Source organism: Amycolatopsis sp. NPDC026612 (assembly GCF_040638285.1).
Classification (GTDB): domain Bacteria; phylum Actinomycetota; class Actinomycetes; order Mycobacteriales; family Pseudonocardiaceae; genus Amycolatopsis.
This window is the reverse complement of record NZ_JBEZYB010000025.1, coordinates 19,504-34,743: the sequence shown is the minus strand read 5'-3', so window position 1 is coordinate 34,743 and position 15,240 is coordinate 19,504. Positions and strand designations below refer to the sequence as shown.

General features: G+C 73.3%; 16 protein-coding genes. 13 read left to right on the top strand and 3 right to left on the bottom strand.

Translation table 11 applies throughout. The annotated features are described in order from the left end of the window. Positions 1-22 precede the first annotated feature (22 nt). From AB0F15_RS22935 to AB0F15_RS22890, 10 genes are all read left to right on the top strand, one after another. Positions 23-178 (top strand): hypothetical protein, encoded by a 156-nt coding sequence (locus AB0F15_RS22935; RefSeq protein ID WP_360273632.1) that lies wholly within the window; start codon positions 23-25, stop codon positions 176-178. Positions 179-213: 35 nt separating this feature from the next. Beyond that, on the top strand, positions 214-933 hold the full coding sequence (locus tag AB0F15_RS22930; protein ID WP_360273629.1) for a DUF998 domain-containing protein: 720 nt from the start codon (positions 214-216) through the stop codon (positions 931-933). 55 nt (positions 934-988) lie between these two features. Further along, positions 989-1,498, top strand: coding sequence for a nuclear transport factor 2 family protein (locus tag AB0F15_RS22925; RefSeq protein ID WP_360273627.1), 510 nt, complete (start codon positions 989-991; stop codon positions 1,496-1,498). A 118-nt stretch (positions 1,499-1,616) separates the two neighbouring features. Then, positions 1,617-2,306, top strand: a complete 690-nt coding sequence (locus AB0F15_RS22920) for a response regulator transcription factor (RefSeq protein WP_360273624.1) — start codon at positions 1,617-1,619, stop codon at positions 2,304-2,306. Further along, on the top strand, positions 2,299-4,056 hold the full coding sequence (locus AB0F15_RS22915; RefSeq protein ID WP_360273621.1) for a HAMP domain-containing sensor histidine kinase: 1,758 nt from the start codon (positions 2,299-2,301) through the stop codon (positions 4,054-4,056). Before AB0F15_RS22920 ends, AB0F15_RS22915 begins: the two co-directional genes overlap by 8 nt. A gap of 57 nt (positions 4,057-4,113) precedes the next feature. Next, positions 4,114-4,731 carry a hypothetical protein gene (locus AB0F15_RS22910; RefSeq protein ID WP_360273618.1) on the top strand — a complete coding sequence of 206 codons (618 nt, stop codon included), beginning with the start codon at positions 4,114-4,116 and terminating at the stop codon, positions 4,729-4,731. Next, entirely contained in the window at positions 4,728-5,801 is a 1,074-nt protein-coding gene (locus tag AB0F15_RS22905) for a peptidoglycan-binding protein (protein ID WP_360273615.1), read from the top strand. Before AB0F15_RS22910 ends, AB0F15_RS22905 begins: the two co-directional genes overlap by 4 nt. Beyond that, entirely contained in the window at positions 5,798-6,493 is a 696-nt protein-coding gene (locus tag AB0F15_RS22900; RefSeq protein WP_360273612.1) for an ABC transporter ATP-binding protein, read from the top strand. Before AB0F15_RS22905 ends, AB0F15_RS22900 begins: the two co-directional genes overlap by 4 nt. After that, a complete protein-coding gene (locus AB0F15_RS22895) occupies positions 6,490-7,692 on the top strand; it encodes an ABC transporter permease (protein WP_360273609.1) in 1,203 nt (400 codons plus the stop codon). Before AB0F15_RS22900 ends, AB0F15_RS22895 begins: the two co-directional genes overlap by 4 nt. 64 nt (positions 7,693-7,756) lie before the next feature. Further along, positions 7,757-9,709 (top strand): hypothetical protein, encoded by a 1,953-nt coding sequence (locus tag AB0F15_RS22890; RefSeq protein ID WP_360273606.1) that lies wholly within the window; start codon positions 7,757-7,759, stop codon positions 9,707-9,709. A gap of 7 nt (positions 9,710-9,716) precedes the next feature. Here AB0F15_RS22890 and AB0F15_RS22885 read toward each other — a convergent pair whose 3' ends face one another. The 3 genes from AB0F15_RS22885 to AB0F15_RS22875 form a co-directional block, all read right to left on the bottom strand. Then, positions 9,717-10,610 carry a TIGR01777 family oxidoreductase gene (locus tag AB0F15_RS22885; RefSeq protein WP_360273604.1) on the bottom strand — a complete coding sequence of 298 codons (894 nt, stop codon included), beginning with the start codon at positions 10,608-10,610 and terminating at the stop codon, positions 9,717-9,719. Between the two features lie 20 nt (positions 10,611-10,630). After that, positions 10,631-11,704, bottom strand: a complete 1,074-nt coding sequence (locus AB0F15_RS22880; protein ID WP_360273601.1) for a medium chain dehydrogenase/reductase family protein — start codon at positions 11,702-11,704, stop codon at positions 10,631-10,633. A 76-nt stretch (positions 11,705-11,780) separates the two neighbouring features. Next, the gene (locus tag AB0F15_RS22875; protein ID WP_360273598.1) at positions 11,781-12,002 is read right to left on the bottom strand and encodes a hypothetical protein; all 222 of its coding nucleotides are present in this window, start codon (positions 12,000-12,002) and stop codon (positions 11,781-11,783) included. 68 nt (positions 12,003-12,070) lie between these two features. Between AB0F15_RS22875 and AB0F15_RS22870 the strand changes: the two genes are divergently transcribed. The 3 genes from AB0F15_RS22870 (at position 12,071) to AB0F15_RS22860 (ending at position 15,180) form a co-directional block, all read left to right on the top strand. Beyond that, the gene (locus AB0F15_RS22870; protein ID WP_360273595.1) at positions 12,071-12,409 is read left to right on the top strand and encodes a hypothetical protein; all 339 of its coding nucleotides are present in this window, start codon (positions 12,071-12,073) and stop codon (positions 12,407-12,409) included. 154 nt (positions 12,410-12,563) lie between these two features. Beyond that, on the top strand, positions 12,564-13,877 hold the full coding sequence (locus tag AB0F15_RS22865; RefSeq protein ID WP_360273593.1) for an aldehyde dehydrogenase family protein: 1,314 nt from the start codon (positions 12,564-12,566) through the stop codon (positions 13,875-13,877). Between the two features lie 124 nt (positions 13,878-14,001). Next, the gene (locus AB0F15_RS22860) at positions 14,002-15,180 is read left to right on the top strand and encodes a serine hydrolase domain-containing protein (RefSeq protein WP_360273590.1); all 1,179 of its coding nucleotides are present in this window, start codon (positions 14,002-14,004) and stop codon (positions 15,178-15,180) included. Positions 15,181-15,240 lie beyond the last annotated feature (60 nt).

Here is a 15,240-nt window from a genome sequence, read left to right as displayed (position 1 = left end):
CGCCGAGGTCGAGGAGTCCGTCGTGACCGAGAACACCGCCACCGCCGTCACCGAGGTGGTGCTTGTGCTCACGGCGAAGATCGCCGCCCGCTTCCCGCTGGCCGAGGCGGCCGCGGCCCTGGAGCTGTCCGAAAGCTCCGGCCGGACCGCCGTCGGCAAGATCATCTTGGTGCCCTGAACGTCTGCTTTCTGCCTCGAGCAAGGAAAACGTCGATGCCCGACAGATCCGCCACCGCCACCCGCAGCGCCGCCGTCGCGCTCGCCGCCGCCGCGATCGCTCTCGTCCTGGGTGCGCTGGTGTTCCTGATCGGCGAAACCGTCGCCGCCGCCGCGTGGACGACGCCGGGCTACAGCTACGGCGCAAACTTCGTGAGCGACCTGGGCAACCCGCACTGCGGCCCCTACGGCGACCGGGTGGTTTGCTCCCCGTCCCACACCCTGATGAACACGGCGTTCGTCGTCCAGGGGCTCCTCGTCGGAGCCGCCTCCTGGCTGCTCGGACGGGTCCTGCCGCACCGGTCCCGGGTCCTCGTGCGCGGCCTCGGCGTGGCCATCGCCGCGGGGTTCGCGCTGGTCGGCATCGTGCACAGTTCGCCGGCGACTTCGGCGGACGGCACGCTGTGGCTGCACTACCTCGGTGCCACGGTGGCCATCCTGGGTACCAACACCTCGGCCGTCCTCCTCGGCCGGCAGTGGCCACGGCTCGGGATCCCGGCGGCCGTGGGTCGCGCCGGCGTCGTCCTCGGCGGAGTGGGCCTCGTCGCCGCGGTGATCTGGCTCGCGACCTTCACGCTCCTGCCGCCCGGCATCTTCGAACGCACCGCCATCTATCCCTTCGTGCTGTGGCAGCTGCTCCTCGGCGGCTTCCTCCTGCACGTCACGCAGCCGGTGCGCCTGCTGCTCGACCGCTCTTCCGGCGCGCCGCGGCGCTAGCCGTCACCACAGTCCCGTTCACCACAGTCCCGTTCACCACAGTGAGGAAACCACCATGAAGATCTCCGCAGTGAAGCGCGTCCTGGCCGTTCTCGCCGCCGCCGTCCTCGGTCTCACCGCCGTCAGCGGCAGCGCGTTCGCCGACCACCGTCAACCCGGGCACGGGGGCCCCGGCATCGTGGCGGCCTGGGCGTCGGCGTGGGGCGGGACCGACCCGCAGGCGCTGGCGAAGCTGTTCACCACCGACGCCACCTACACCGACTTCGGCGTCAACGTGGTCTCGACGGGCCGGGACGGCGTCGCCTCCTGGAAGCAGCGCACCGACCTGTTGATCGCGAACGTGCACGTCACGGTCAAGGAGTCGTTCCGCGGCGGCGACCACATCGCCATCGAGACGGTCTACGCGGGACAGATCCACGGCGCGCCGGCCCCGTTCGCGATCCCCGCCACGACGATCCTCGAGCTGCGGCAGGGCCTGATCGTCAGCGACCGGGACTACTACAGCCTGGCCACCCTGCTGGCGCAGTCCGGCCTGCCCGCCGACTGGACCCCGCCGACCGCCTGACGCGGTGACCTGAGCACGGAGGCCCGCACCGGTCCGGCACCGGTGCGGGCCTCCGTGCTCGGGCACCGGCGGCGAGATGCCCTAGGATCGCCGACCAGTGGCCGTGCGGGAGGCTGGGATGTGCGCGTTCGTGCTGGTCGCCGAGGACGACGTCAAGCAGGCCGAGCTGCTGCGCCGGTACCTGCGCCGGGAGGCGCACTCGGTGCTGGTGGTGCACGACGGCCGGGAGGCGCTCGACCAGGCGGGCCTGCGGCAGCCGGACCTGCTCATCCTCGACGTGATGATGCCCGGCTTGGACGGTCTCGACGTCGTGCGGTCCCTGCGGCGGGATTCCGACGTGCCGGTGCTGCTGGTCACGGCGCGGTCGACCGCCGAGGACAAGCTCGCCGGCTTCGACCTGGGTGCCGACGACTACGTGACCAAGCCGTACGACCCGAGGGAGCTGATGGCGCGGGTGCGGTCGCTGCTGCGCCGCGCCGGCCCCCCGGATCGGCGGCCGGTGCTGCCGCTGCGGGTCGGTGCGCTGCTGCTCGACCAGATCCGGCACACCGTGCGGCTGCACGACCGGCCGATCGACTGCACGCCGGCGGAGTTCCGGATCCTGGAGGCGCTGATGGCCGAGCCCGGACGCGTGCTCAGCCGGCGGCAGCTGCTGAACCGGGCGCACGGCCAGGACACGTTCGTCACCGAGCGGACCGCCGACGCGCACCTGAAGAACCTGCGCCGCAAGATCGAGGACGACCCTCGACGGCCCGAATACCTGCACACGGTGTACGGCGTCGGCTACAAGATCGCCCACGGTGGCTAGGGCGGGCCTGCGGGTCCGGCTCCTGGCCGGCACGGTGCTGGTCGCCGCCGGGGCGGTCGCGGCGACGGCGTGGCTGGCGGTGCAGGGCACGACGGGCTCCATCGCCGAACAGCAGGGTGTCGTGGACCGGGCCGCCGGCCAGGTCTACAGCAGCCTGGAGAACTACGCGGCCAAGCACGCCGACTGGCACGCGGTGCAGCCCACGCTCGTGGAGATGGCCGGGTACACCGGCACCCGGCTCGTCCTCACGCCCGTCGGCGGCGCGCCTATCGCCAGTTCGCCGGGCCCGGACGGGCCGGTGGCCACCGGCCCGTCGGTGCAGATCGACCCGCTGGCCGTGGACACCGCGACGGGTGGCGCGCGGTTCCCCGACGGCATCGACCCGGCGGTGGTCGGCCCGTTCCAGCTGACCACGCAGGAACACGCGGACCTCGAAGCCCGCATCGAGGACGACCTGAAGTGCCTGCCCGGCGGAACGATCATCGAGGTGCCCAGCGGGCGCCCGTACCTGCGCCTCGCCCAGGACGGGGAGCGGTCGTCGTGCGCGAAGGTCCTGGCCGCCGCCGGCTGGCCGATCGGCTACCAGGACACCCCGCAGGTGACCCCGATGCCCACCGAGCAGGCGGCCCTGGAGCGGATCACGCACGCGATGAAGACGTGCCTGCCGCCGGCCAAGGACGCCACCGTCGTGCTGGACGCCCGCGGCGAGGTCCGCCCGGCTGCCGGGTTGGCGGACCCGCAGATCGCCGGCTGCCTGGTGGAGGCGCGGCGCCAGGTGTTGCGCCCGTACGTGGCACCGATCGCACACGTCCAGGTCACCGCCGCGGAGAGCAGCAGGCAGGTCGGCGTCGGGCTGGACTCGGCCGGGCTGCTGCGCATCGCCGGCGTGACCGCGATCGTGCTGGTGCTGACGGTCGGGGTGGCGATGCTGCTGGCGAACCGGGTGATCCGCCCGGTCCGCGCGCTCACCGCGGCGACGCGGCGGATGCGCGCCGGTGACGGCGCCGCACGGGCGCAGGTGCGGGCCCGCTGGGAGATCGCCGAACTCGCGGACGCGTTCAACGAGATGGCCGAGCACACCGCCCGCACCGAGGAGCAGCGCCGCGAGCTGATCGGCGACGTCTCGCACGAACTGCGCACGCCGCTGGGCACCATCCGCGGCTGGCTGATCGCCGCCCAGGACGGCGTCGCCGACCTCGACGACGAACTGGTTTCCTCGCTGCTGCAGGAAACCTCGGTCCTGCACCACCTGGTCGACGACCTGCGCGATCTCGCACTGGCCGACGCGGGCATGCTGCGGCTGGACCGCGTCGAGGTGAACGCGACGGACCTGCTGCGGCACATCGCGGCGGCGCACGGCGACCGCGTCGACGCGGACGTGCCCGACGACCTTCTCGTGGAGGCCGATCCGGTGCGGCTGCACCAGATCGTCGGCAACCTGCTGACCAACGCCGTCCGCCACACCCCGCCGGACGAGCGGATCCGCCTGCGCGGCCACCGGGCAGGCCCGGACGTGCTGATCACCGTGACCGACACCGGCGCCGGCATCGCGCCCGAGGACCTGCCGCACGTGTTCGACCGGTTCTGGCGGGCCGACAAATCACGCACCCGGCGGACCGGCGGCAGCGGCCTGGGGCTGGCCATCGTGCGCAAGCTCGCCGAGGCCCACGGCGGGGACGTCACCGTCACCAGCACCCTTGGCGAGGGCAGCACCTTCACGCTGCGGATGCCCGCGCCCGCGGACCGGTGAAAGATCGTTCACGGCGTTCGCACAGGTTCTTCACAGTCGTCGGGCACGGTGGGTCGCGTGCACCTCCTCCGATGCCTCGCCGCCGCGTCCGCTCTGGTCGCGCTTGCGGCGTGTTCGAACCCGGCTCCGCCGTCCGGCCAGGTCGCCACGCTGTCCACGCCGGAGGCCCCGGGCGCCCCGGGCGCCGGCAAGACCACCACCGCCGCGCCGTCGGCGGAGCCGGACAGCGGCCGCCCCCGCGAACGCCTCGACATGAGCAACGACGACCTGGACGCCTTGAACGCGCCGTACGCGGCCTGCCTCACGCAGAACGGTTCCCCCAAGGGCCGGAAGGTCATCTCCGGCTCCGGCTCGGGCCAGCCGGCCCCGGCCCCGGTGCCGGGCGAGACGGATCAGCAGGCGGAGGAGCGGGCGGAGGCGGCGTGCCTGTCCAAGCACCCGCTGCCGCCGTGGGAACTGGACAGCTCCAACCCGCACGCCGCCGACTTCGTGCACGCGGTCGTGCAGTGCCTGCGGGGCAAGGGCGTGCGGTACGTCGACGAGGAACCGCCGCAGGGCGACCGGATGGGCTTCAGCTTGGGGGGACCGCAGAATGACGCCCCGTCCATCTCCAAGGGCATGGACCTCGCTCCGGTGTGCGAGAAGGAAGTCGCGGCCAAGGGCATCGGCAAGTGAGGAAACGCGTCCTCACGGGTATCGGTGCCGTGGCGGTCCTGGCCGCCGGCGGGGCGACCGGGTACGTCTTCGTCACCCGGCCCGCGCCGCCCACGGCCGCCGCGCAGCCCGCGCCGCCGGCGACCACGACCGTCGTCAAGACGACCTTGACGACGTCGGTGACGCTCAACGGCTCCCTCGGCTACGGCAAAGCCACCGTCTACACCGGACGGAAAGCGGGCACGCTGACCTGGCTGCCCGCGGTCGGCACGGTGGTGCACCGCGGCGGCCGGCTCTACACGGTCGACGCGCAGCCGGTCGTGCTCTTCGTCGGCGACCTGCCGCTCTACCGGACGATCGACCCCACGGCGACGCCCGGACCCGACGTCCGTGAGGTCAACGCGAACCTGCGGGCGCTGGGCTACCGCACCGCGCCCACCGGCGATGCCTACACCGGCGGCACGGCAACGGCGTTGAAGGCGTGGCAGCGCAAGAACAAGCTCGACGAAACCGGTGCGCTCGGGATGGGGGACGTCGCCGTGCTGAGCGGCGAGGTCCGCGTCGACGCGCAGAAGGCGCAGCCGGGCGCACCGGCGACGGCGGAGCTGCTCGGCCTGACCGGCACCACCCGGCAGGTCACCGCGCCGGTCGACCCCACGCAGGTCGACGTCGCCCTGCTCAAGACCGGCAGCAAGGTGGACCTCACGCTGCCGGACGGATCCCGGACCCCCGGCACGGTCACGGCGACCGACGCCGACCCGGCCGCGGGCGCCGCCGGGTCGCCCGGCGGCGGCACCGGCGGGGCCGCACCCGGCCAGTCCGTGACCATCGCCGTCGACGACCAGAGCAAGGTGTCCACGATGGACTCCGGCAGCGTCGGCGTCGTGGTCACCCTCGCGCACCACGACGACGTGCTCGCCGTGCCGGTCGGCGCGCTGGTCGCGTTGCAGGAAGGCGGGTACGCGGTGCAGGTCGTCGCCGACGGCCGCACGAAGCTCGTCGCCGTGCGGACCGGCATGTTCGCCGACGGCCGGGTCGAGGTGGCCGGGGACGGGCTCGCCGAGGGGCAGCAGGTGGTGACCGTGTCGTGACGCCGGTGCTCGCGATCCGCAACGCCGGCAAGGAGTATCCCGGCGGCGTCCGTGCCCTGACCGACGTGTCGCTCACCATCGAACCCGGCGAAATGCTGGCCATCGTCGGCCCGTCGGGCTCCGGCAAGTCGACGCTGCTCAACCTGATGGGCACCCTGGACCGGCCCACCGGCGGCTCGATCGAGCTCGCCGGGCAGGACGTCACGGTGCTGCCCGACCGGGCGCTCTCGGCGTTGCGCGCCCAGGAGATCGGTTTCGTGTTCCAGCACTTCCACCTCGCCGACGGCCTGACGGCCACCGAGAACGTCGCCACCGGCCTGCTCTACGCGGGCGTGCCGCGCCGGCGGCGGCGGCCGCTCGCCGAGGCGGCGCTCGACCGGGTCGGGCTGGCCCACCGCCGCACCCATCGGCCGTACCAGCTCTCCGGCGGGGAGAAGCAGCGCGTGGCCATCGCCCGGGCGCTGGTCAACGCGCCGTCGCTGGTGCTGGCCGACGAGCCGACCGGCGCACTGGACACCGGCACCAGCGCCGCGGTGCTGGACCTGCTGCGCGATCTGCACGACGGCGGCACCACCATCGCCGTGATCACCCACGAACGGGAAATCGCGGCCGCCATGCCGCGGCGGGTGGAGATCCTCGACGGCCGGATCCGGTCCGACACGACCCGGCTCGCCGGCGTGGTGCCGTCGTGACGCGGCCGGGCGTCCGGCTCGGTCCCGGCGACATTCTGCTGCTCGGCCTGCTCGGTCCCCGGACCCGCCCGCTGCGCGCCGTGCTGTCCTCGCTGGGCATCGGCATCGGGATCGCGACGATGATCGTGGTCATCGGCATCTCGACGTCCGGGCAGCAGGCTCTCAGCGACCAGCTTTCCGCGCTGGGCACCAACCTGCTGCGCGCGGAGGCCGTGATCGGCGACGACGGGCGGACGCTGCCGCCGGTGCCGGCCGTGGCGGCGAAGATGACCGCGCGGATACCGCCCGTGCAGGCGGTCAGCCAGGTCGCCAACACCCACGCGCAGGTCCGGCGCTCGCGGGCCATCCCGGCCGCGGAGGGCTCCGGGCTGACCGTGCTCGCCGCGGAGGGCGACCTGCTGCCGGTCATCGGCGCGCACGTCGCGTCCGGCACCTTCCTCGGCCCGGCCAACGCCGCGTTCCCGACGGTCGTGCTCGGCGCGGTCGCCGCGACCCGGCTCGGGATCACCTCGCTCGAGCCGGGCGGGCGGCAACCCGAAGTGTGGCTCGGCGAGCGCGCCTTCACGGTCGTCGGGGTGCTCGCCCCCAGTCCGCTCGCGCCGGAGATCGAACGGTCGGTGCTCGTCGGACGGCAAGCGGCGATCGGCTACCTGAAGTTCGACGACCACCCCACCGTGCTCTACGTGCGGGTGGACGAGGCCCGGATCGACGCCGTCCGCGGCGTCCTCGCGCAGACGATGTTCCCGGCCAATCCCGGCAAGATCCTCGTCAGCAGGCCGTCGGATGCCTTGAAGGCCAAGCAGATCTCCGACACGACGTTCTCGGGGCTGCTGCTCGGGCTCGCCGCGGTGGCGCTGCTGGTCGGTGCCGTCGGGGTGGCCAACACGATGATCATTTCGGTGTTGGAGCGCACTCGCGAGATCGGGCTGCGGCGCGCGCTGGGCGCGACCAGGCGGCACATCCGCGGGCAGTTCCTCGCGGAGTCGGTCGCGTTGTGCCTGCTGGGCGGCCTGGCCGGCGTCGCCGTCGGGCTGCTCGTCACGGTGGACTACGCGGTGTCGCGGGGCTGGCCGACGGTCGTACCCCTGACCGGGGTCGCCGGTGGGGTGGGCGCCGCGCTGGTCGCCGGTGTGGTCGCCGGAATCCACCCGGCCGTGCGAGCGTCCCGGCTGCCCCCGACCGAGGCGCTGGCCACCTGAGGCGGGTCCGGCCGGGACCCGCAGGCCGTCGAGAACTGTCGGTGGGTTTCGCTACGGTCGCGGCGTGACGTTGCTGGGGATCTTGGAAGAGGACGAGTACCTGCCGGAGTACGGGACTTTGGTGGTCCGCGACCGCTACGCGGCGGACGGCTTGGATCCGCTGGGGAACGAACTGCTCGGTGAGCTGGCGACCGAGGCCCTGTCCGGGACGGTCGCGACGGCCGGGGACGGCTGGGTGCACGGCCACGCCGGCGACCCGTTCCAGTCGGTGCGGCTCGAAGCCCACGACGCGCCGCCGCCGGTCGTGCTCGACGACTGGGAGGACGTCGTCGAGTCGCCGTTCCACAGCCGCAGCGGCCGGGTCGCCCTGGGCTTCCTCACCGGCGGCGAGCACGACGGGACGCTGGAGCTCGGCCGGCGCGGGCTGTTCCGGGCCCGGATCGCCCGCCGCGCGGCCGCGGCGGGGGAGGAGGGCGACGTCTGGCTGGTGCAGTTCTGGCCGTCCGCCGCCCCCGGGTTGCCCCGCTGGGTGCGGCGGACCCGGCCGGCGCTCTTCGCGCCCGATGCGGGGTGGCAGCAGGTGCTCGGCTACGGCGTGATGTCGGCCGCCTGGACCGCGGCCGGGTACGGGCCGCCCCGGCCGGACTCGTGGCTCGACGAGCCCCTGCAGGGCGATCCGCCGGACGCGGCGATCTGCGCGCAGCTCGGTGTCGAACGGCCGGTGACCCAGCGGGACGCGGTCGCGCTGCTGGTCGCCGCCGGCGTGCTCGTCGCGGAGGGCGACGCGCACCGCCTCGCCGACCACCCGCCGCTCGCGGCGGACCGGCTCTCCCTGCCGGAAGGTCTCGCCGCGCAGGTGGAGCGGGCGGCCGCCAGTGCCCGGTACACCTGGGTCGCGGCGGATCTCACCAGCGTCGCGGCCTGGGGCGACCCCGCGCCGGCCGACGACCTCGCCGAGCGCCTGCTCATCGCGCCGGCCGACGTTCCCGGCTTGGTGGCCTACGCCGTGGCGGACCGGCTGGTGCAGCGGGTCGGCGAGGGCATCGCGGCGCAGCCACGGCGGCAGCCGGAGCGGGTGCCGACGCCCGTGCCGGTGGTGGTGCCGTCGCGCACGGCGCACCCGGCCACGATCCCGGGAGCGCCGCCGCGGGCCGGGGTCATCGGCGGAAACGGTGAGGTCATCGTGTGGCGGGCGGGCGAGCCGGTGGTGCTCGGCCACGTCCCGGACCGGTACCGCTATCGCGCCCACGAGACGACGGCGGGGATCACGGTGTCGACGTCCGGCGGCCCGGGGACGCTGGTGCGGTGGGACGGCACCACCGAGCGGCTGCCGGTCGACCTCGGGACGAACCCGGTGCGCAGCGCGGACGGGCGGTTCATGGCCGGGGTCGAGCACCACGTCGGGCGCCGGTCGTGGGACCGGCCGCACCTGCTGGACGTCACCACCGGCGAGGTCGCGAGCCTGCCCCGGACCGACGAGCTGACCCGCCGGGCGCTCGCCGTCGTCGACGGCGCGCTGTACTACACCGACGGCGACCAGCTCACCGCCCGCACGTTCCGCTGGCGGCCGGGTACCGACCCCGAGCCGCTGGCGCCCGGGCTCTGGCAGGTCGACCCGCTCTCGGGTGCGGCGCTGGAACGCGGCACCGGTGGCGTCTTCCACCACCGCCCGGCGGGCACCCGGACCCCGGTGCCCGCCGACCGGCAGTATCAGCTCGCCCCGGGCGGTGAGCTGCTCTACGCGTTCCAGTACGCGCCGCCGTCGATCTGGCTCCTCGACGACGGCGAACCGGCGGAACACCCGTTGCCGGAAGGCTGCGACCTGAGCACGGCGATCCCGTCGGCCCCGTTCTGGGAGACCCCGGCGACGCTGGTGTTCACCCACGAGCGCGGGGGCGGGAGCCGGCTGGTGCGCTGGGATCTGCGGTCCGGCCGGTTCGACCACTTCGACCTGCCCGCCGTGGCCGGCTACCGGCCGTTCGCCGTCCAGCCGGTTCTCCGTGCCGTCGCGGGCTGAGCCGGCGTCAGCTCAGGGTGTCGGCCAAGGCCGCGTCGAGGTCCGGGTGCGCGTACGTGTACCCGCCCTCGAGCGCGCGGAGGGGGACGGCGCGCTGGCCGGTGGTGATCATGCCGGCCATTTCGCCGAGGGCCAGCTTCAGCGCGAATCCGGGCGTCGGCACGATGGCGGGCCGGTGCACGGCCCGGCCGATGGCCTTCGAGAACTCCCGTTGGCTGACCGGCGCGGGCGCCGTGCCGTTGTAGGCGCCGCTCCACGACGCGTCGTCGATCGCCTTGACGTACAGGCCGACGATGTCGTCGATGTGGATCCACGGCACGAAGAACGCGCCGCCGGCGATCGGGCCGCCCATGCCGATCCGGTAGGTGGCGAGCAGCGAATTCAGCGTGCCGCCGTGGGCGTCGAGGACGACGCCGGTGCGCATGCGCACCACCCTCACGCCCGACGCCTCGGCCCGGGTGGCTTCCGCTTCCCACTGCTCGGAGACCTCGGCGAGGAACGTGTGCCCCGCCGGGGTCGTCTCGGGCACTTCTTCGGCGCCGTGCGGCCCGTAGTAGGCGACCCCCGAACTGGAGGCGAGCACCCGGGGGCGCTCGGCCTCGGGCACCTCCCGGAGTCCTTCGACGAGGTGGCGGGTGCCCAGGACACGCGACTGCCGGATGCGCTCCTTGACCTCGTCGGTCAGCCGTCGTCCGATCGGTTCGCCGGCGAGGTGGACGACGGCGTCCCGGCCGGCGAGGGCACCGGCCGGCGCGGGTCCGGCGAGCGGATCCCACTGCCACGTCCGCGGGTCGCTGCCTGCGGACCGGGACAGGGTGGTGACCTCGTCGCCCCGGTGTCGCAGGCGGGCGACGAGCTTGCTGCCGATGAGGCCGGTGGCGCCGGTGACGGTGATCTTCACGATGACGGTTTCCTTGCGGGTCAGGGAACGAGGATGATCTTGCCGAGCGCGGTCCTGGCGGACGACTCGTTGAGCTCCAGCGCCGCGGCCACCTCCGTCAGCGGGAAGCGTGCGGCGATCTTCGCGTGCACGACGCCCTCGCGCAGCAGCCCGAACAAGTACGTCAGGTCGGCGCGGGTGCGGTCCTGGAAGGCCGTGCGCTTGGCGGTGCCGGGCTTGCCCGCGCCCGTCCAGACGTTGTAGAAGCTCGCGTGCCTGCGCGTGGGCAGGTACTCCCACAGGGCGAGTTTGCCGAGGAGCCGCAGGAATCCCGGCAGAACCGGGCCGGTTTCGTCGATCTTGCTCGCGATGCTGTAGCAGACCAGCGTGCCGGTGCGGTTGAGCAGACCGTAGGAGACGGGGACGCTCTCGCCGCCGCGGTGGTCGAACACCGCGTCCACGCCGCCGGGGGACAGCTCCCGGACCCGCGCGGCGAGATCGGGAACCCGGTAGTCGATCGGTTCCACGCCCATCGCCCGCAGAGCATCGTGGTGGCGCGGACTGGCGGTGCCGAGCACCCGGGCACCCGCGTGCCGGGCGAGCTGGGACAGGATCGTGCCCACGCCGCCGCTGGCGCCCAGCACGAGCACGGTCTGCCCGGCCTGCACCTTCGCGCTGCGGTGCAGCATCTGGTACGCGGTCAAGCCGTTGACGATCAGCGTCTCGGCGTCGTCCGGGTCGATCCCCTCGGGCACCTCGACCAGGTCGGCGGCGGTCAGCAGGACCGCCGTGGCCCAGCTGCCCGTCTTGGTCAGGGCGGCGACCCGGCGGCCGACCAGTGCACGGTCCACACCCGGCCCGACGGCCTCGACGACGCCGACCAGGTCGTAGCCGGGCACGAACGGGAAGGCGGGCTGCCCGTAGTAGCGGCCCCGGCGCATCGCGCTTTCGGCCGCCGACACGGCGGTCGATTCGACGCGCACCAACGCCTGACCGGCGGCGGGCGCGGACAGCGTGCGCCGGACCACGCGCAGGCCGGACGGCTCGACCTTGCCCGGCACGACCACCTCGGTGACGGTCAGGGTGGCTTCAGCGGGGGTGGTGGTCTCGCTCATGGTCGGCTCCTCGGCGCTCGGTGAGTATCCATCGCTCTGTTAATGGTCGTAACTATGCATCGAGGTGTCAGCAAAGTCAACCCGGCAGGGCGAGCCGAGGGTCCGTGCCGTCCGGACGGAGCCGGGCCCGGTCGGCGCGGACCGTCGGCGGCGGGGCGATCGCTGCCTGATCGGTGACGTTCGCGGGCGCGACCGTCCAGAGTGGACGGGTGAGCCCGGGTTCGCGGAGACAACCCGACTGCAGCAACGGCGGCGTCGAGCGGCAGCGCGGTCCGCCCCGCTCGCCGTCGGTCCGCATGACTCGATCAGGTGAAGCTGGGAATTCCCTTTGCTGTCACGTTCGTGTGACACGAGAAGGTGCGCGGCATGCCGGACCGAACCGATTCTCCCGACTCCTGGTCGAAGGTCCCGCTCGCCTGGGAACGGGCCAGCGGTGCCCTCATCCTGTCCCGTCAGCGCGGCTGGCTCTGGAAAGGGGTGCCGAGCGGCTCGGCCGCGCCGGAGCGGCTCGTCGGCCACCACGCCACCGGGACCCACCAGGACGTGGTTTCCATCGACCTGACCGACGAGCAGATGCACACCATCGGCGCGCGATTCGCCCCGGGCGACTGGGGCAGGCCCGGCGCGCCGCCCGTGCGGGGCCCGGTCGACGGGGCACCCGACGAAGTCCTGCTGGAGGTCCTCGAGTGGCCCGTGCGGGACTGAAGCCGGGTCGTTCCGCGATGGGCGAAGGACAATTGCCCCGGCCGCGCATTCGGATGTCCGAAAAGGACCGGAGTGACCGTCCTTTCGAGACCGGTGACCCGGACGGTGGAGTTCACGACCGGCCCCATCCGGTCCGGGCGGATAGGCTCGCGGCATGACTACCAGCGCGTTCGACGCTTCCGCCGTCGTCGGCGAACTCCGCGGACTCTTCACCAGCGGCGTCACCCGGCCCGTGGCCTGGCGCCGCGCCCAGCTGACCGCCCTCAAGACGATGCTCACCGAGCAGGCCCCGGCGTTCCTCGACGCGCTCTACACGGACCTGCGCAAGAACGCCGTCGAGGCACAGCGCGCGGAGCTCGACCTGGTGATCGGCGAAATCGACCACACGCTGGACAACCTCGACGCCTGGCTGTCACCGGAAGGTGCCGAACTGCCGTCGCGGCTGCTGCCGGCGCAGGGCCGGGTCGTGCGCGACCCGCTGGGCCTGGTGCTGATCGTCGGACCGTGGAACTACCCGCTGCAGCTCATCCTCGCCCCGCTGGTCGGCGCGCTGGCCGCGGGCAACGTCGCGGTGCTGAAGCCCAGCGAGATGTCCCCGGCCGTCTCCGCGGCGATCGCGGCGCACGTGCCGGACCACCTCGAAGGCGTCACGGTCGTCGAGGGCGCCATTCCGGAGACGACGGCGCTGCTGGAGCAGAAGTTCGACCACATCTTCTACACCGGCAACGGGGCGGTCGGCCGGATCGTCATGACCGCGGCCGCCAAGCACCTCACGCCGGTGACGCTGGAGCTCGGCGGCAAGAGTCCGGCGGTGGTCGAGCCGGGCGCCGACCTCGAGGTCGCCGCGCAGCGGCTGGCCTACGGGAAGTTCGCCAACGCCGGCCAGACCTGCGTCGCGCCGGACTACGTGCTCGCCGTCGGTGGCACCGGGGCGGAGCTGGCGAAGCACCTCGACACCACGATCCGCTCGATGTACGGCGACGACCCGGCCACGAGCCCGGCGTACGGCCGGATCATCAACGAACGCCACTTCGACCGGCTGGCCGGCCTCCTGGCGTCCGGGCACGCGGTGGTCGGCGGGCAGCACGACCGGGAAGACAAGTACATCGCGCCGACGGTGCTGACCGGCGTCGAGCCGGACGCGCCGGTGATGCAGCAGGAGATCTTCGGCCCGATCCTGCCGATCATCGACGTGCCGAACCTCGACGCCGCGATCGCGTTCATCACCGGCCGCGACAAGCCGCTCGCGCTCTACGCCTTCACCGGCTCGGACGAGACGAAAGCCCGGCTGCAGGCCGAAACGTCGTCGGGCGGGCTGGTGTTCGGCACCGCGATCGTCCAGCTGGGCGCGCCCGGCCTGCCCTTCGGCGGGGTCGGCGAGAGCGGCATGGGGCGCTACCACGGCCACTACTCGATCGACAACTTCAGCCACGTGAAGGCGGTGCTGGACAAGCCGATCACGGCCTAGTCACGTGGTCACGGCCCCACCGGTCCGGCTGGCCGGTGTGGCCGCGATCGAGCCGGCCGAAACCCGTGCCCGGCGCGGCGGTCCTGCGCTACTGTTCCGCGGAGACCGCACTCCGGGGGGAATCATGCGTCGACTGGTCGTATCCGCTGCTTGCGCCGTGCTCGTCCTGGCCGGTACCGGTTCCGCGGCCGCGGAACCGGATCCGCGTCAGGCGGCGCTGGACGCGGCCGTGCGGGCCGGGAACGTGGGGACGATCGCGGTCGCGGCGGATCCGGCAGGCCGGTGGCGGGGACGGGCCGGGGTCGGCGACGTCACCACCGGCGCGAAGCCGGACACCGGCGGGCGGTTCCGCATCGGCAGCGTGTCCAAGACCTTCACGGCGACGCTCGTGCTGAAGCTCGCCGCGAAGGGCAGGCTGGGGCTGGACGAGCCGATCTCGAAGTACCTGCCCGGTCTGCTGCCCTACCCGGAGCCGATCACCGTCCGCCAGTTGCTGCAGCACACCAGTGGCCTGCCCCGGGACCTGGCCCCGCAGTACACCTGGACGACCCTGCCGGAGCTGGACACCGAACGCTTCGTGCACTTCGGCGAGGTCGAGGCGATCCACGACAGCACCGGGCAACCCCTGCTGTTCCCGCCGGGCACCGGCTGGTCGTACTCCAACACCGGCTACAACGTGCTGGCGCTGCTGGTGGAAAAGCTCACCGGCCGGCGGTTCGAGCAGGTCCTCGCCGACTGGATCACCGGCCCGCTGCACCTGGCCGAAACCTTCCTGCCGCGGGACTTCCCGCTGGTGCCGGACCCGGCCCTGCACGGTTACGAGCAGCTCTACCCGGCACCGCACGCGCTGACGGACGTCACCGTCTACAACCTCAGCCGCTACTTCGGCGCCGGAAACATCATCTCGAGCGCCACCGACCTGAACCGCTTCTTCCACGCCCTGCTGGGCGGCGAGGTGCTGCCGGCCGGCCTGCTCGCCCAGATGAAGACCACGGTCCCGTGGCCGGGCCAAGGCGGCGTGCTCAGCTACGGCCTGGGCCTGATGCGCATCTCCCTCGCCGCGATCTGCGGTCCCGGCGCCCCCGACGTCTGGGGCCACGGCGGCGACGTGCCCGGGTACAGCACCTGGAGCATGAGCGACGAGACCGGCACCCGCCGGATCACCGTCGAGTCCACCCCGGACGTGACCGCTACGCCCGCGGCGTCGTCCGCCCGGCTCCTGGCGATGGTGACGGAGTTCTGCGCCCCGGCGCTGCCCGGGGCGCAGGCCCGCGCCGCCCAGGTCCAGGCAGCACTGCACTGACGGCGTCCACCGGGGACGACGAAGAACGGCCGGCCCGTGGTGCTACCCCGCGGCTTGTCG